This is a genomic window from Kitasatospora sp. NPDC059827 (assembly GCF_042731675.1).
Classification (GTDB): domain Bacteria; phylum Actinomycetota; class Actinomycetes; order Streptomycetales; family Streptomycetaceae; genus Kitasatospora.
The window spans coordinates 1-16,571 of sequence record NZ_JBHWIV010000070.1; the positions used below are offsets into that span (position 1 = coordinate 1).

The 16,571-nt window shown below is 71.8% G+C and carries 14 protein-coding genes; 2 read left to right on the top strand and 12 right to left on the bottom strand.

Annotated elements, in window-relative coordinates; genetic code table 11:
* From ACFV8H_RS31540 to ACFV8H_RS31565, 6 genes are all read right to left on the bottom strand, one after another.
* Positions 1-454, bottom strand: a 454-nt coding sequence (locus tag ACFV8H_RS31540) for an AAA family ATPase (protein ID WP_380406848.1), incomplete at its 3' end; no start/stop codon positions are given.
* 69 nt (positions 455-523) lie between these two features.
* Positions 524-1,345 (bottom strand): polyphosphate kinase 2, encoded by an 822-nt coding sequence (gene ppk2 / locus ACFV8H_RS31545; protein WP_375889991.1) that lies wholly within the window; start codon positions 1,343-1,345, stop codon positions 524-526.
* Between the two features lie 120 nt (positions 1,346-1,465).
* Positions 1,466-1,987 (bottom strand): GNAT family N-acetyltransferase, encoded by a 522-nt coding sequence (locus tag ACFV8H_RS31550; protein WP_380406850.1) that lies wholly within the window; start codon positions 1,985-1,987, stop codon positions 1,466-1,468.
* A 98-nt stretch (positions 1,988-2,085) separates the two neighbouring features.
* Entirely contained in the window at positions 2,086-3,876 is a 1,791-nt protein-coding gene (gene aspS / locus ACFV8H_RS31555; RefSeq protein WP_375889994.1) for an aspartate--tRNA ligase, read from the bottom strand.
* Positions 3,873-5,135 carry a histidine--tRNA ligase gene (gene hisS / locus ACFV8H_RS31560; protein WP_380406852.1) on the bottom strand — a complete coding sequence of 421 codons (1,263 nt, stop codon included), beginning with the start codon at positions 5,133-5,135 and terminating at the stop codon, positions 3,873-3,875. Before hisS ends, aspS begins: the two co-directional genes overlap by 4 nt.
* An 11-nt stretch (positions 5,136-5,146) precedes the next feature.
* Positions 5,147-5,854, bottom strand: coding sequence for an MBL fold metallo-hydrolase (locus ACFV8H_RS31565; protein ID WP_360230103.1), 708 nt, complete (start codon positions 5,852-5,854; stop codon positions 5,147-5,149).
* Positions 5,855-6,092: 238 nt separating this feature from the next.
* Here ACFV8H_RS31565 and ACFV8H_RS31570 point away from each other — a divergent pair, with 238 nt between their 5' ends.
* Entirely contained in the window at positions 6,093-6,935 is an 843-nt protein-coding gene (locus ACFV8H_RS31570; protein ID WP_380406854.1) for a peptidylprolyl isomerase, read from the top strand.
* 265 nt (positions 6,936-7,200) lie between these two features.
* Complete coding sequence (locus tag ACFV8H_RS31575; RefSeq protein ID WP_375890000.1) at positions 7,201-8,430, top strand: DUF349 domain-containing protein; 1,230 nt, start codon at positions 7,201-7,203, stop codon at positions 8,428-8,430.
* A 103-nt stretch (positions 8,431-8,533) separates the two neighbouring features.
* Here the strand turns inward: ACFV8H_RS31575 and ACFV8H_RS31580 are convergent, their stop codons facing one another.
* From ACFV8H_RS31580 to ruvB, 6 genes are all read right to left on the bottom strand, one after another.
* Positions 8,534-11,050 (bottom strand): RelA/SpoT family protein, encoded by a 2,517-nt coding sequence (locus ACFV8H_RS31580; protein ID WP_375890002.1) that lies wholly within the window; start codon positions 11,048-11,050, stop codon positions 8,534-8,536.
* Between the two features lie 96 nt (positions 11,051-11,146).
* Entirely contained in the window at positions 11,147-11,698 is a 552-nt protein-coding gene (locus ACFV8H_RS31585; RefSeq protein ID WP_380406857.1) for an adenine phosphoribosyltransferase, read from the bottom strand.
* A 29-nt stretch (positions 11,699-11,727) separates the two neighbouring features.
* Positions 11,728-12,828 (bottom strand): protein translocase subunit SecF, encoded by a 1,101-nt coding sequence (secF, locus tag ACFV8H_RS31590; protein ID WP_380406859.1) that lies wholly within the window; start codon positions 12,826-12,828, stop codon positions 11,728-11,730.
* Between the two features lie 4 nt (positions 12,829-12,832).
* Positions 12,833-14,668: a protein translocase subunit SecD gene (gene secD / locus ACFV8H_RS31595; protein WP_380406861.1), complete on the bottom strand. Its 1,836-nt coding sequence runs from the start codon at positions 14,666-14,668 to the stop codon at positions 12,833-12,835.
* A 147-nt stretch (positions 14,669-14,815) separates the two neighbouring features.
* Positions 14,816-15,235, bottom strand: a complete 420-nt coding sequence (gene yajC, locus ACFV8H_RS31600; RefSeq protein ID WP_375890010.1) for a preprotein translocase subunit YajC — start codon at positions 15,233-15,235, stop codon at positions 14,816-14,818.
* Positions 15,236-15,495: 260 nt separating this feature from the next.
* Positions 15,496-16,566 (bottom strand): Holliday junction branch migration DNA helicase RuvB, encoded by a 1,071-nt coding sequence (gene ruvB / locus ACFV8H_RS31605; RefSeq protein WP_380406863.1) that lies wholly within the window; start codon positions 16,564-16,566, stop codon positions 15,496-15,498.
* Positions 16,567-16,571 lie beyond the last annotated feature (5 nt).

The window sequence follows — 16,571 nt, forward strand, 5'->3', positions numbered from 1 at the left end:
CGATCAGGGTGACCCAGCGGTTCTCCACGGCGGGCAGCAGCGAGTCCTGCTGGGCCTTGGAGAAGCGGTGGATCTCGTCCAGGAACAGCACCGTCTCCCGGCCGGACATGCCGACCGCCCGCCGGGCGCCGTCGATCACCGCCCGGACCTCCTTGACCCCGGCGGTGATCGCGGACAGCTCGACGAAGCGGCCCTCCACGGCCTGGCTGATCACGTGCGCCAGGGTGGTCTTGCCGGTGCCGGGCGGCCCCCACAGGATCACCGAGCTGGTGGCGGCCGGCCCGCGGGAGCCCGCCACCAGCCGGCGCAGCGGCGAGCCGGGCTTCAACAGCTGCCGCTGCCCGGCCACCTCGTCCAGGGTGCGCGGGCGCATCCGTACGGCCAGCGGGGCCCGGCCGGGCTCCCTGGCCTGGAGTTCCTCGGCGGCGGCGGTGAAGAGGTCCGGTTCGTCCACACCGGAAGCCTAGTTGAGCCCGCCGACAGGCCCGCCCCCGCGCGGTGCCGGCTACCGCGCGGTGCCCGGCTACCGCAGCCCGGCGGCGTGGTCCGGGACGTACTTCTGCAGGTCGCGCGGGGGCCGCTGGTAGCCGTGCGGGGCCGGGCGGGGCGGCAGCTCGATCCGCGGCGGGGCGACCTCGTGGTACGGGACGGTGGAGAGCAGGTGGGCGATCATGTTGATCCGGGCCCGCCGCTTGTCGTCGCTCTCCACCACGTGCCAGGGCGACTGCGGGATGTCGGTGTAGACGAACATCTCGTCCTTGGCCCGCGAGTAGTCCTCCCAGTGGGTGATCGACTCCACGTCCATCGGGGAGAGCTTCCAGCGCTTCATCGGGTCCTCCAGCCGGTCCCGGAACCGCTGCTCCTGCTCGGTGTCACTGACCGAGAACCAGTACTTGCGCAGCAGGATGCCCGCCTCGATCAGCATCTGCTCGAAGGTCGGGCACTGGTGCAGGAACTGCCAGTACTCCTCGTCGCTGCAGAAGCCCATCACCCGCTCGACCCCGGCCCGGTTGTACCAGCTGCGGTCGAACAGCACGATCTCCCCGGCCGCCGGGAGCTGTTCGACGTACCGCTGGAAGTACCACTGGGTCTTCTGCCGCTCGGTCGGGGTGGGCAGCGCCGCGACCCGGGCGATGCGCGGGTTCAGGTACTCCGTCACCCGCTTGATCGCCCCGCCCTTGCCGGCCGCGTCCCGCCCCTCGAAGACCACCACCAGGCGGGCGCCCTCGACCCGCACCCACTCCTGGAGCTTCACCAGCTCCTGCTGCAGCCGCAGCAGTTCCCGCTCGTACGGCTTCTTCGCCAGTCGTTCCGGCTTCGCGGTCCGCTGCTGCCCCTTGGCCACTCTCGGGTCCTCCGTCCGACTACTGCTGATGACCCTTCACCGTAGGCGCAGAACGGTGACCCCGCAGGTCGGACCGGAGGAACGGGCGAACCGGGTCACGGGGCGCCCCCGAGACGGGCCCTAGACCGCGACGAAGGGCTCCGGGTAGCGGCACAGCCCGCGCGGGTCGCCGTCGTACGCCGCCAGCAGCAGCACCTGGAAGTACGCCTCCGGCACCTCGAACGGGCCGGAGACCTCGTGCCGCCCGGCCGGGATGAAGCCGAACCGTCCGTAGTACCCGGGATCGCCGAGCACCACCACCAGCTTCTCCCCCGCCTCCTCGGCGGCCGACAGCGCCGCCCGGACGACGAGTTCGCCGACGCCCCGGCGCTGCCACTCGGGCGCCACCGCCACCGGCGCGAGCGCCAGCGCGTCACCGGCCCCGCCGCCGCCGTCACCGACCCGCAGCCGGGTCAGCAGGGCGTGGCCGATCACCAGCCCGCCGTCGTCGACCGCGACCAGCGACAGCCCGGGCAGCCAGGCCGGGTCGCGGCGCAGCGCATCCACCAGGTCCGCCTCGTCCGGCCCGGGGAACGCGGCCATGAGCACGCGCCTGGTCGCCGGGGCGTCCTGCGGACATTCGACTCTCGTGGTGACCTGCATCGAGTCAACCCTCCCTGTGTCACACCACGTTGTGGACCGGCCCCGGACGGTGGGTGGACCGTCCGGGGCCGTTGCAGGTTAGCGCGTATGACGAGGCGTCAGCTCTTGGGCTGCGCCTCGGGCTTGGCGTCCTCGCGGACCTTGGGCTGGGCGTCCACGCCGGCCTCGCGGCGCTGGGCCGGGGTGATCGGGGTCGGCGCGCCGGTCAGCGGGTCACCACCGGTGGACGTCTTCGGGAAGGCGATGACGTCGCGGATGGTGTCGTAGCCGCCGAGCAGCGTGACGATCCGGTCGAGGCCGAAGGCGACCCCACCGTGCGGCGGCGGGCCGTAGTTGAAGGCGTCCAGCAGGAAGCCGAACTGCGAGGCCGCCTCCTCCTCGGACAGGCCGATCGCGTCGAACGCCCGCTTCTGGACGTCCCGCTGGTGGATACGGATCGAACCGCCGCCCAGCTCCGAGCCGTTGAGGACCAGGTCGTAGGCGTTGGACAGGGCCGCACCCGGGTCGGTGTCGAAGGTGTCCAGCGACTCCGCGGTCGGGGCGGTGAACGGGTGGTGCACCGCGTGCCAGCCCTGGAACTGGCCCTTGTCGTCCTCGATCGGCTCGAACATCGGGAAGTCGACGACCCAGAGGAAGGCCCACTGGGACTCGTCGATCAGCTCGCAGCGGCGGCCGATCTCCAGGCGGGCGGCACCGAGCAGCTCCTGCGAGGGGCGCTCCTTGCCGGCCGCGAAGAAGACCGCGTCGCCGTTCTTGGCACCGGCCGCGGCGGCGAGGCCCGCCAGGTGCTCCGCGGAGAGGTTCTTGGCGACCGGGCCGCGCAGCTCGCCGGTCTCGCCGTCGATCAGCACGTAGGCGAGGCCCTTGGCGCCGCGCGCCTTGGCCCAGTCCTGCCAGGCGTCCAGCTGCTTGCGCGGCTGCGAGGCGCCGCCCGGCATGACCACGGCACCGACGTACGGGGCCTGGAAGACGCGGAACTCGGTGCCCTTGAAGTACTCGGTGAGGTCGGTGAGTTCCTGGCCGAAGCGGACGTCCGGCTTGTCGGAGCCGTAGCGGCCCATGGCGTCCGCGTAGGTCATCCGCGGCAGCGGGTTCGGGATCTCGTAGCCGTGGACCTCGCGCCAGATCGAGCCGACGATCTTCTCGCCGAGGGCCAGGATGTCCTCCTGGTCGACGAAGGAGGCCTCGATGTCCAGCTGGGTGAACTCCGGCTGGCGGTCGGCGCGGAAGTCCTCGTCGCGGAAGCAGCGGGCGATCTGGTAGTACCGCTCCATGCCGGCCACCATCAGCAGCTGCTTGAACAGCTGGGGCGACTGCGGCAGGGCGTACCAGTGGCCGGGCTGCAGGCGGACCGGGACGAGGAAGTCGCGGGCGCCCTCGGGGGTGGAGCGGGTGAGGTACGGCGTCTCGATGTCGAGGAAGTCGTTCTCCTCCATCACCCGGCGGATGATGTTGTTGACCTTCGAGCGCAGCCGCAGGCCCTTGGCCGGGCCCTCGCGGCGCAGGTCCAGGTAGCGGTAGCGCAGCCGGACCTCCTCGTTGACCGTGCCCGGCTCGTACTCGGCGACCGGGAACGGCAGCGGGGCGGCCTCGGAGAGCACCTCGATGTCGCTGACGACGACCTCGACCGCGCCGGTCGGGATGTCCGGGTTCTCGTTGCCCTCGGGGCGGACCCGGACGTCGCCGACGACCTTGACGCAGTACTCGGCGCGCAGGCCGTGCACCGAGTCGAGGTCGCGGACCACGATCTGCACGGTGCCGGAGGCGTCGCGCAGGTCGATGAAGGCGACGCCGCCGTGGTCGCGGCGGCGGGCGACCCAGCCGGCCAGGGTGACGGTGGTGCCTGCGTGCTCCGGGCGGAGCGTGCCCGCGTCGTGCGTGCGGATCACAGCTGCTTCTCCTTCAAGGTGGTGACGAGTGCGTCGAGGGCGACGGGGGACTGCTCGCCGGTGCTCATGTCCTTGAGCTGGACGACGCCCTCGGCGAGGTCCCGGTCACCGGCGATCAGGGCGAAGCGGGCGCCGGACCGGTCGGCGGACTTCATGGCGTTCTTGATGCTCTTGACGCCGAAGGCGAGGTCGGTGGCGACGCCGGCCCGGCGCAGCTCGACCACCTTGGCGAACAGCAGGTTCTTGGCCTCCTCGCCCAGCGCGACGGCGTAGACGGAGGTGGCGGGCGGCAGGTCGAGGGCGACGCCCTCGGCCTCCAGGGCCAGGTAGGTGCGGTCCACGCCGAGCGCCCAGCCGACGGACGGCAGCGCCGGGCCGCCGATCATCTCGGACAGGCCGTCGTAGCGGCCGCCGCCGCCGATCGCGGACTGGGCGCCGAGGCCGTTGTGCACGAACTCGAAGGTGGTGCGGGTGTAGTAGTCCAGGCCGCGGACCAGCTTCGGGTCGTCGACGAAGGCGACGCCGGCGGCGGTGAGCAGCTCGCGCACCTTCTCGTCGTACGCCTTGCACTCCTCGCACAGGAAGTCGCGCAGCATCGGCGCGCCGACCAGCTGCTCCTGCACCGACTCGCGCTTGTCGTCCAGCACGCGCAGCGGGTTGATCTCCGCACGGCGGCGGGTCTCCTCGTCCAGGTCCAGCCCGGAGAGGAACTCGATCAGGGCGGCGCGGTAGACCGGGCGGCACTGCTTGTCGCCGAGGCTGTTGAGCAGCAGCGAGTAGTCGCTCAGGCCCAGCGCGCGGAAGGCGTCGTCGGCCAGGATGATCAGCTCGGCGTCCAGGGCCGGGTCCTCGGCGCCGATCGCCTCCGCGCCGACCTGGGAGAACTGGCGGTAGCGGCCCTTCTGGGCGCGCTCGTAGCGGTAGTACGAGCCGGAGTACCAGAGCTTGACCGGCAGGTTGCCCTGCTTGTGCAGGTTGGCCTGGAGCGCGGCGCGCAGCACCGAGGCGGTGCCCTCGGGGCGCAGCGCGAGCTCGTCGCCGCCCTTGGTGGTGAGGGTGTACATCTCCTTGGAGACGATGTCGGTGGACTCGCCGACACCGCGGGAGAACAGCTTCACGTCCTCGAAGACCGGGGTCTCGACGTAGCCGTAACCGGCCCGGCGGGCGGGCGCGGCGATGCGCTCGCGGATCGCCAGGAAGGTCGCGGAGCTGGGGGGCAGCAGGTCGTAGGTGCCCTTGGGGGCGGTGAAGGTGCTCAACTTCTCTTCCGTCACATTCCTCGTCGCGGGAAAGCCGGGGCGCCGGCCGCCCCCGCTGCCTGTCGGAGGTAGGGGTTGGTGGCGCGCTCGCGGCCGATGGTGGTCTGACCGCCGTGGCCGGAGAGGACCACGGTGGAGTCGTCGAGGGGCAGGCACACCCGGGCCAGCGAGCGCATGATCGCTTCGCCGTCCCCGCCCGGGAGGTCGGTACGCCCGATGGAGCCGGCGAACAGCAGGTCGCCCGAGAAGAGCACCGGGGGGAGGTCCTCGGCACCGGGCGTCCGGAAGGTCACCGACCCCCCGGTATGGCCCGGGGCGTGGTCCACGGTGAGCCGCAGGCCGGCCAGCTCCAGCACGCTGCCGTCGGTGAGCTCGCGCACGTCGTCGGGCTCGCCGACGGTGAGCTCGCCCATCAACTGGGTGCCCAGGGAGCGGCCGAGCGCCTTCTCCGGGTCGGACATCATGTACCGGTCCTCGGGGTGGATCCAGGCCGGGACGCCGCGGGCGCCGCAGACCGGGACCACCGAGGCGACGTGGTCGATGTGGCCGTGGGTGAGCAGGACGGCGACGGGCTTGAGCCGGTGCTCACGGATGAGCTCCTCGACGCCCTGCGCGGCCTGGTGCCCGGGGTCGACGATGACGCACTCCTCGCCCGCCGCCGGCGCGACCAGGTAGCAGTTGGTGCCCCAGGCTCCAGCGGGGAATCCGGCGATGAACACGCGCGTCCTTCGGGTGTGTGCGGCGGTGGGCTGCGGTGGCTACCAGTAGTGATGACGTAAGGGAAGCCTACCGGCGGTCCGGGTCCGGTTGCGAACCAGATAGGCGGTGGCGGGCCGGGGCCATGACAGGTTCACCGCGTCCTTACGGGCCCGGTCCCTACACTTGGCCGCCGATGGGTGCGATGATCCGCTCCGGAACCCATCCACTTTTCCCGCACATGCTCAGGAGACACGGCCGGTGGTCAGCAGCGAACAGCGGCGGCGGCAGCTCGCCCGCGAGAAGTACGAGCGCCAGACGCAGCGCCGGGCCGAGGCGGCCTCCGCCCGGCGGCGCCGCAACACGATCCTGGGCGCCTCGCTCGCGGTGGTGGTGCTGGCCGGCGGCGGCGGGCTCTTCGCCGGCGGCGCGTTCAGCTCCGACAAGGACAAGGGCACCTCGGCCGCCGCCACCCCGCAGGCCGCGCCGAGCCAGAGCGACCCGGCCCAGGCCGACCCGGCCGCCACCCCGACCCGCAAGCCGGTCGAGGGCTGCGCCGCCCCGGCGGCGGGCTCGCCCAACGGCAAGCAGTTCAAGGCCGAGCCGGCCATGTCGGTCGACCAGGGTGCCTCGTACACCATGTCGCTGGACAGCAACTGCGGCAAGGTCACCGTCGCGCTGGACGCGGCCAAGGCCCCGCACACCGTGAACTCGTTCAACTTCCTGGCGGGCGAGCAGTACTTCGACCACACCAAGTGCCACCGGCTCACCACCGACGGTATCTTCGTGCTCCAGTGCGGCGACCCGACCGCCAAGGGTTCGGGCGGCCCCGGCTACCAGTTCGCGGACGAGAACCTGACCGGCGCGACCTACCCGGCGGGCACCGTGGCGATGGCCAACGCGGGCCCGGGCACCAACGGCAGCCAGTTCTTCCTGGTCTACAAGGACACCAAGCTGCCGCCGAACTACACCCCGTTCGGCAAGATCACCGGCGGCCTGGACGTGGTCCAGAAGATCGCCGCCGCGGGCACCCTGGAGGGCGCCGGCGACGGCCACCCGATGGCCGACGTCACCCTCAACTCGGTTACGGTGTCCAAGGGTTGACCGAACCCGGGACCACCGGCGGCGGGCGCGCGGAGCGCCCCCCGCCCGGTCCCGGACCGAAATCGCCCGGCCCGGATGCGGACAGCACCGGTCCTGGTCGCCTATGTTGGCGTTGTATAGGGTGCCCGGACCCGCCTAGCCGTCACCCTCGGCAGCAAGGCACGGCGGACGGGGACGGCGGACTCATCGGTCCGCCGCACATCAACTGTGGACGACGGTCGTGCGCCGCCCCGGAGCGGGCGCGACGTCATGTGGAGGACGCGCTATGAGCAGCGACCCGTGGGGCCGTGTGGACGAGCAGGGCACGGTGTACGTCAGGACGGCCGACGGCGAACGCGTCGTGGGTTCCTGGCAGGCCGGCTCGCCCGAGGAGGCCCTCGCCTACTTCGAGCGCAAGTACCAGGGCATCGAGGTGGAGATCGGCCTGCTGGAGAAGCGGGTGCGCACCACCGACCTGGCCGCCAAGGACGCCCAGACCGCGCTGGAGCACCTCCGCGCCCAGGTGACCGAGGGACACGCGGTCGGCGACCTGGACGCGCTGGCCAAGCGCCTGGACACGCTCACCGGTGAGATCGAGAGCCGGCGGGAGGAGCGCAAGGCCGCCCGCGCCAAGGCCCAGGACGAGACCCGCACCGCCAAGGAGGCGCTGGTCTCCGAGGCCGAGCAGCTCGCCGAGTCCACCCAGTGGCGGGAGGCCGGGGACCGGCTGCGCGCCCTGGTGGACACCTGGAAGGGCCTGCCGCGGCTGGACCGCAAGAGCGACGACGAGCTGTGGCACCGCTTCTCGCACGCCCGCTCGGTCTTCTCCAAGCACCGCAAGGCGCACTTCGCCACCCTGGACGCCGAGCGCGAGCACGCCCGGCAGACCAAGGAGGCGCTGGTCTCCGAGGCCGAGGCGCTCTCCTCGTCCAGCGACTGGGGCAGCACCGCGGCCGCCTACCGCGACCTGATGGCGCGCTGGAAGTCCGCCGGCCGGGCGCAGCGGGACGTGGAGGACGAGCTGTGGGCGCGGTTCCGCGGCGCCCAGGACGTGTTCTTCCAGGCCCGTTCCGCGGTGTTCAGCGAGCGCGACGCCGAGCAGGTGGAGAACCAGAAGCTCAAGGAGGCGCTGGCCACCGAGGCCGAGGCGATCCTGCCGATCACCGACCTCAAGGCCGCCAAGGCCGCGCTGCGCGAGGTCAACGAGCGCTGGGAGGCCATCGGCCACGTCCCGCGCGACATCCGTCCGAAGCTGGACGGCCGGCTGAACGCGGTCGAGCGGGCCATCCGCGAGGCCGAGGACAGCGAGTGGAAGCGCTCCAACCCGGAGGCCAAGGCCCGCGCGGCCGGCATGGTGGGCCTGTTCGAGGCGAAGGCCGACAAGCTCCGGGCCGACCTGGACAAGGCCCGCTCGGCGGGCAACGCCGGCAAGGTCGCCAAGCTGGAGGCCGAGCTCTCCGGTGTGGAGACCCTGCTGGAGCAGGCCCACCGGAGCCAGGAGGAGTTCAGCGGCTGATTCCGGCCCGCTGAGCCCGCTGAGCGCACTTGAGCGCACTTGAGCGCACTGCACGAGGAAGGCCCCCGGGGAGCTCCCCGGGGGCCTTCCTCGTGCGCTGCGGCTACTTGCGGGCCGAGGTGACCCGGTAGACGTCGTACACGCCCTCGACGCCGCGGACCGCCTTGAGCACGTGGCCCAGGTGCTTCGGGTCGCCCATCTCGAAGGTGAAGCGGCTCATCGCCACCCGGTCCCGGGAGGTCTGGACCGCCGCCGACAGGATGTTGACGTGCTGGTCGGAGAGCACCCGGGTGACGTCCGAGAGCAGCCGGGAGCGGTCCAGCGCCTCGACCTGGATGGCCACCAGGAAGACCGAGGACTGGGTGGCCGCCCACTCGACGTCGATCATCCGCTCGGGCTGCTGGCTCAGCGACTCCACGTTGACGCAGTCGGCGCGGTGCACCGAGACGCCGTTGCCGCGGGTGACGAAGCCGACGATCGGGTCGCCCGGCACCGGGGTGCAGCAGCGGGACAGCTTGACCCAGACGTCCTCGACGCCCTTGACGATCACGCCGGGGTCGCCCTTGGCCCGGCGGCGCACGGCCCGCCGGTTGTCGTGGGTCGGGGTGGCCGTCTCGGCGAGGTCCTCGGTGGCCCCCTCCTCGCCGCCGAGCGCCTGGACCAGCTTCTGGACGATGTTCTGCGCGGCGACGTGCCCCTCGCCGATGGCGGCGTAGAGCGAGGAGATGTCGGGGTAGCGCATCTCGTGGGCCAGGGTGACCAGCGAGTCGCCGGTCAGGATCCGCTGGATCGGCAGGCCCTGCTTGCGCATCGCCCGGACGATCGCCTCCTTGCCGTGCTCGATCGCCTCCTCGCGGCGCTCCTTGGAGAACCAGGCGCGGATCTTGTTGCGGGCGCGCGGGGACTTGACGAAGCCCAGCCAGTCCCGGGAGGGTCCGGCGTTCTCCGCCTTGGAGGTGAACACCTCGACGGCGTCGCCGTTCTCCAGGGTCGACTCCAGCGGCACCAGGCGGCCGTTGACCCGGGCCCCTATGGTCCGGTAGCCGACCTCGGTGTGCACCGCGAAGGCGAAGTCGACCGGGGTCGAGCCGGCCGGCAGGGCTATCACGTCACCCTTGGGGGTGAAGACGAAGACCTCGTTGCTGGCCAGGTCGAAGCGCAGCGACTCCAGGAACTCGCCCGGGTCGGCGGTCTCCTTCTGCCAGTCCAGCAGCTGTCGCAGCCAGGCCATCTCGTTGACGGCGCCGGCCTTGTCGTCCTTGCGGACCTGGGTCGGGGTGTCGGTGCGGATCTTGGAGGCCCCGGCGACGGCGCGCTGCTTGTACTTCCAGTGCGCGGCGATGCCGTACTCGGCCCGCCGGTGCATGTCGAAGGTGCGGATCTGGAGTTCGACGGGCTTGCCGCCCGGACCGATCACCGTGGTGTGCAGCGACTGGTACATGTTGAACTTGGGCATCGCGATGTAGTCCTTGAACCGCCCCGGCACCGGGTTCCACCGCGCGTGGATGGTGCCCAGCGCCGCGTAGCAGTCGCGGACGGTGTCGACCAGGACCCGGATGCCCACCAGGTCGTAGATCTCGGCGAAGTCCCGGCCCCGGACGATCATCTTCTGGTAGACCGAGTAGTAGTGCTTCGGCCGGCCGGTGACGGAGGCGGTGATCCGGGCGCCCCGCAGGTCCGCCTGGACCTGGTCGATGACGGTCGCCAGGTACTCGTCCCGCTTGGGGGCGCGCTCGGCGACCAGCCGGACGATCTCGTCGTACATCTTGGGGTAGAGGATCGCGAAGGCGAGGTCCTCCAGCTCCCACTTGATGGTGTTCATGCCCAGCCGGTGCGCCAGCGGGGCGTAGATCTCCAGCGTCTCGCGGGCCTTCTTCTCCTGCTTCTCCCGCTTGAGGTAGCGCATGGTGCGCATGTTGTGCAGGCGGTCGGCGAGCTTGATCACCAGGACCCGGGGGTCCTTGGCCATCGCCACGACCATCTTGCGGACGGTCTCGGCCTGCGCGGCCTCGCCGAACTTGACCCGGTCCAGCTTGGTGACGCCGTCGACCAGCAGGGCCACCGAGTCGCCGAAGTCCTTGCGCAGGGTCTCCAGGCCGTAGTCGGTGTCCTCGACGGTGTCGTGCAGCAGCCCCGCCATCAGGGTCGCGGCGTCCATGCCTAGCTCGGCCAGGATGGTCGCGACCGCCAGCGGGTGGGTGATGTACGGGTCGCCGCTCTTGCGCTTCTGCCCGCGGTGCCACTTCTCGGCGACGGCGTAGGCGCGCTCGATGTCGCGCAGCAGCGCCGGGTCGGCCTTGGGGTCGTTCGCCCGGATCGAGCGGAACAGCGGCTCCAGGACGGGGTTGAGCACGCTGGAGCGCTGGCCGCCGAGGCGGGCCAGCCGGGCGCGCATCCCGCCGCCGCTGCCGGAGCCGCGGCCGAGCGGGGCGAGCTGGCGCGAGGAGGCCGGCGCCGGGCGTGCCGGGGTGGCCCCCGAGGGCGTGGGGTGGTTCTCGGGGGCGGCCGCTGCGGCCGTGGGCACAACCTCGTCGGGCAAGGACACTCCTCGGGGCACCGGGGCCGACCCCCGCCGAGGCCCGTGCGGTCCGGGCACTACCGGGAGGGGATGAATCTTCATGGTACCGAGCCGGGCGGCCCGGTGTTCATCGGGCCGGGCCCGGAAACGGAAGGACGGCGGTCGGATGATCCGACCGCCGTCCTTCCGTCCTGCCTCTCAGACCGTGACCAGCGTCTCCAGCGGGGCGTCGCCCAGGTGCCCGGTCAGCCGCTCGCGGCCGTCCAGGAAGCCCAGCTCCATCAGCACCACGACGCCCGCCAGCTCGGCGCCGGCCTCCTTCACCAGGTCCAGCGAGGCACCGATGGTGCCGCCGGTGGCCAGCACGTCGTCCACCACCAGCACCCGCTCACCGGGCGTGAAGGCGTCGCACTGCACCTCCAGCGTCGCCGAGCCGTACTCCAGCTCGTACGAGCGCCGGAACACCTCGCCGGGCAGCTTCCCGGCCTTGCGGACCGGCACGAAGCCGAGCCCGGCCGCGAAGGCCGCCGGAGCCGCCAGCACGAAGCCGCGCGCCTCCAGGCCCACCACCTTGGTCGCCCCGAGCTCCAGCGCCCGGTCCGCCAGCGCCCGGGTGAGGGCGCCGAAGGCCTCGGCGTCGGCGAGCAGCGGCGCGATGTCCTTGAACAGCACACCCGGCTTCGGGTAGTCCGGGACGTCCCGGATCCGGCTGTTCAGCAGCTCGGCCAGTGCGGTGTCGGCGGTGGTCACGGTGTTCTGTCCTCAGGGTCGGGTGCGGTTCAGCGCTTGGTGGACGGACGGCCCTTGGCACGGGTGGTGCCGGCCGACCGGCCGCGCTGACCGACCATACCCGCAGGCTCGTCGTCCTCCGGACCCTCGTCCGTCGCCGTCGCGTCGGCGCCCTCGCCCTTGGCCGCCGCGGCGGCCCGGTGCTGCAGGACGCGCTTGCGCAGCGCCTTCATCTCCGGCTGCTCCTCCTTGAGCTGCGCCAGCAGCGGGGTGGCGACGCAGATCGAGGAGTAGGCACCGGCCGCGAGGCCGATGAACAGCGCGAGCGAGATGTCGTTCAGGGTGCCGGCGCCCAGCAGGCCGCCACCGATGAACAGCAGCGCGGCGACCGGCAGCAGCGCCACCACGGTGGTGTTGAGCGAGCGCACCAGGGTCTGGTTGAGGCCCGCGTTGGCCGCCTCGCTGTAGGTGAGCTTGTTCTGCTTGGTGATCCCCTTGGCGTTCTCCTTCACGGTGTCGAAGACGACGACCGTGTCGTAGAGCGAGTACCCGAGGATGGTCAGGAAGCCGATCACCGTACCGGGGGTGACCTCGAAGCCCACCAGGGCGTAGACGCCGATGGTGATCAGGAGGTCGTGGATGAGGGCGACCAGGGCGGCCACCGCCATCCGCCACTCGAAGGCGATCGCCAGGTAGACCGTCACCAGGACCATGAAGACGACCAGGCCGGTGAGCGCCTTGTTGGAGATCTGCTTGCCCCAGCTGGGGCCGATCACCTGGGCCTCGACGGTGTCCAGCGGCACGCCGAGCTTCTGCGAGAGCTGCGAACGGATCTCGTCCGAGCTCTTCGTCTCGTCACTGCTGACCTGGATGCGGATCTTGTTGCTGTCCGTCGACTGCACCAGCGGGTGCGAGGAGACGATCCCGTCGGCGGTGTCCTGGGCCTGGGAGACCGTCAGGCCCGGCTTGGTCACGGTGTAGACCGAGCCGCCCTTGAACTCGATGCCCAGGTGCAGGCCCATCGCCAGGCCGATCGCCGCGATCAGCACGATCACGCCGGAGATCGAGTACCAGAGCTTGCGGCGCCCGACGAAGTCGAAGCTGACCTCGCCCTGGTAGAGCCGGTGGCCCAGATTGGAGAAGCGCGACACGGTGTCAGGCCTCCTTCACGGCGGCAGAGGAGGGGTTACGGCGACGGGTGCTGCGCAGCGGCGGGCGGGCGCCCAGCCGCTTCGGGTCCAGGCCGGACCACGGGTGGCCGTCGGAGAAGAACTTCCGCCGGGCCAGCAGCGTGATCATCGGCTTGGTGAAGAGGAAGATCACCACGACGTCCAGCGCGGTGGTCAGACCCAGGGTGAACGCGAAGCCCTGGACCTTGCCGACCGAGACCACGTAGAGCACCGCGGCACAGAGGAAGGAGACGAAGTCCGAGACCAGGATGGTGCGTCGGGCCCGCGGCCAGGCCCGCTGGACGGCCGGGCGCAGCGGGGCGCCGTCGCGGACCTCGTCGCGGATGCGCTCGAAGTACACGATGAAGGAGTCGGCCGTGATACCGATCGCGACGATCGCGCCGCAGACCGCGGGCAGGTTCAGCGCGAAGCCGATCCCGCCGCCGAGCAGGCTCATGATCGAGTAGGTCAGGGCCGCCGAGACGAGCAGACCGGCGATCGAGACCAGGCCGAGGCCACGGTAGTAGACCAGCGAGTAGGCGACCACCAGCAGCATGCCGATCGCGCCGGCGATCAGACCCGCCTTGAGCTGGTCGCTGCCGAGCGCCGGGGAGACGGTGGTGACGTCGCCCTTGCTGAACTCCAGCGGCAGGGCGCCGTAGCTCAGCACGTTGGAGAGGTCCTGCGCCTCGGGCTGGCTGAACTGGCCGGTGATCACGGCGTTGCCGCCGGGGATCGGGCCGTTGACCTGCGGGTGCGAGACGACCTGGTTGTCCAGCACGATCGCGAACTGGTTGTTCGGCGGGGTCTGGGAGGCGAGCTGGCCGGTGACCTTGGTGAAGGCGTCGGTGCCGGTGCCGTTGAACTGCAGCTGGACCTGCCAGCCGGCACCCGTCTGGGTGTCGAGGCTGGGCTGGGCCTTGGAGACGTCCGAGCCCTTGACCGCGACGGGGCCGAGCGCCAGCTTCTCGTAGTAGCCGCCCTTGACGGGCTTCTGCGAGCAGGCGACGACGGCCTTGTCCACGGCGCCGGTCTGGGTCGAGCGCTGCTCCGGCTTGGTGCAGTCGAGGTTGGCGAACGCGGTGGCCAGCTCCGGCGGCACGGTGCCCTGGGTCATCGCCGCGCTCACGTCGGCGGCGCTCGGCTGGGTGGCCTGGGCGCTCGGGGCGGCCGACCCGGTGGCGGGGGCGGACGGGGTGCCGCTGACGCCGGTGGCGGCGGGGCTCGGGGTGGAGCCCTCGGCGGCCAGGGCCTCACCGACGGAGCGGCCCTGCTTGGTGGCGCTCGCGCTGGCGGACGGGGTGGGAGCGTGGCTCGCGGAGCCGCTCGCGCCGGCCGTGGGGGTCGCGCTGCCCGACGGGGCGGCGCTCGGGGTGCCCGAGGCGCCCGCGGACGGGGTGCCGGTGGGCGGCGCGGGCGGCGTGAAGCCGCTCGGCGCGACCGCCAGGACCGGACGGAAGAACAGCTGGGCGGTGGTACCGACCTGGTCCGCCGCGTTCTGCTTGTCGCCGCCCTTGGGGATGTTCACGATGATCGTGTCCGAGCCCTGGGTCTGGACCTCCGCCTCGGAGACACCCATCCCGTTGACGCGGCGCTCCATGATCCCGACGGCGATGTCCATGTTCGCCTTGGTGATCGCCTTGGGATCCTTCGACTTCGCGGTCAGCGTGATGCTGGTGCCGCCTGCGAGGTCGATACCGAGCCGGGGCTTGGTGTTGCCCGTCCCGAACATGAGGGCGACCAGTCCGACGGTGACGACCAGGATGAGGGCCAGCGCCCGCCCTGGGTAGCCGTCGCGCGGGCGCGACTTGGGTGTTGCCACCTTGCTCGTTTCTCCCTGTCCATGCCACGTCGCCGACCGGACCCCCGTCCGGCTCGTGGCGGGACGGGGGCATGGCGGGTCTGCGGCCCTGAGGTCCTGTGGGCTCGCGGCACTGCGCCGCGCGACCGGGCGGGTTGCCCGGCCGTACTACTTGCTCGCGGGAGCCCCGCCCTCGACATCCCCCTTGACATCGCCCTTCTCGGCGCTGTCCTTGGTGAGCGTCAGCGGCTTGTCCTCGACCGGCGCGGCGTCGGTGTCCTCGGCCTCCGGCTCGGACAGCTCGTCGTCGGCGGGGCGACCGTTGATGATCGCGTCGTACTCCTGGGGGTCCAGGACGGCCGCGATGGCGCTCTTGGTGAAGTGGGTGACCACGCCGGGCGCGATCTCCAGCTCGACGGTCTCGTCGTTGACCGCCTTCACCTGGGCGTACAGGCCGCCGATGGTGCGCACTCCCGCCCCGGGCTCCAGCGAGGTCTGCATGCTCTGCTGCTGCTGCTGGCGCTTCTTCTGCGACCGGAACATGAGCACGATCGCGATGATCGGGAGGAGAAGGATGATGAGGTTCACTGCAGCCAGGGTCCTTTACGGGCCGCCGGCCGGCGGCCTGTGTGGTATGGGTCGGCCCGTCAGGTGAGAGGGGCGGTCCGGCGGAGTCTAGGCGACCCCGAACTGATCGGACAACGCCAAGCATCGCATCCTGCCACCGAAAGTGGCGACCCTCCGCCTGCACGGATTCCCGGGACTTCGCCCCCGTCTCCTCCCCGGGGCACAGCGCCGGGCGGGGGCGGGAACCGACGGCCGGGTCTCACCCGTTCGGCCGAGAGCGGTCAGTTTCCGTCCGGCCGGAACAGCTCCGGCTGGGGCGGCACGCTGCCCCGCGTGGTCTGGACCGGCGGGGTCAGGCCCAGGTGCTGCCAGGCCGCGGCGGTGGCGATCCGGCCGCGCGGGGTGCGGGCGAGCAGGCCCTCCCGGACCAGGAACGGCTCGGCCACCTCCTCGACCGTCTCGGCCTCCTCCCCCACCGCGACGGCGAGGGTCGAGAGGCCGACCGGGCCGCCGCCGAACAGCCGCAGCAGCGCGCTCAGCACCGCGCGGTCCAGCCGGTCCAGGCCGCGGGCGTCCACCTCGTAGACGTCCAGCGCCCGGGCGGCGATCGCGGGGGTGACCACGCCGTCGTGCCGGACCTGGGCGTAGTCGCGGACCCGGCGCAGCAGCCGGTTGGCGATGCGGGGGGTGCCGCGCGAGCGCCCGGCGATCTCGGCCGCGCCGGCCGGGTCTATCTCGACGTCCAGCAGCGTGGCCGAGCGGTGCACCACCCGCTGGAGCTCGGCCGGGGCGTAGAACTCCATGTGCCCGGTGAAGCCGAAGCGGTCGCGCAGCGGCGGCGGCAGCAGTCCGGCCCGGGTGGTGGCGCCGACCAGGGTGAAGGGCGGCAGCTCCAGCGGGATCGCGGTGGCGCCCGGGCCCTTGCCGACGATCACGTCGACCCGGAAGTCCTCCATCGCCATGTAGAGCATCTCCTCGGCCGGCCGGGACATCCGGTGGATCTCGTCGAGGAAGAGCACCTCGCCCTCGGTGAGCGAGGAGAGGATCGCCGCGAGGTCCCCCGCGTGCTGGATGGCCGGGCCGGAGGTGATCCGGATCGGGGCGCCCAGCTCGGCGGCGATGATCATGGAGAGGGTGGTCTTGCCCAGTCCGGGCGGGCCGCTCAGCAGCACGTGGTCCGGCGCGCTGCCGCGCTGGCGGGCCGCCTGGAGCACCAGGGAGAGCTGCTCGCGCACCCGCTCCTGGCCGATGAACTCGTCCAGCAGCTTGGGGCGCAGCGCGGCCTCGACCGCCTGGTCCTCGCCGTCGGCGGCGGCGGTCACCAGCCGGTCGGCGGGTTCCGAGTCGTACATCCTCG

Excerpts from the sequence above, each read along its gene's own strand:
- ruvB (WP_380406863.1), bottom strand. The coding sequence starts at position 16,566 with ATGTACGACTCGGAACCCGCCGACCGGCTGGTGACCGCCGCCGCCGAC.
- ACFV8H_RS31580 (WP_375890002.1), bottom strand. The coding sequence starts at position 11,050 with ATGAAGATTCATCCCCTCCCGGTAGTGCCCGGACCGCACGGGCCTCGG.
- ACFV8H_RS31575 (WP_375890000.1), top strand. The coding sequence starts at position 7,201 with ATGAGCAGCGACCCGTGGGGCCGTGTGGACGAGCAGGGCACGGTGTAC.
- ACFV8H_RS31550 (WP_380406850.1), bottom strand. The coding sequence starts at position 1,987 with ATGCAGGTCACCACGAGAGTCGAATGTCCGCAGGACGCCCCGGCGACC.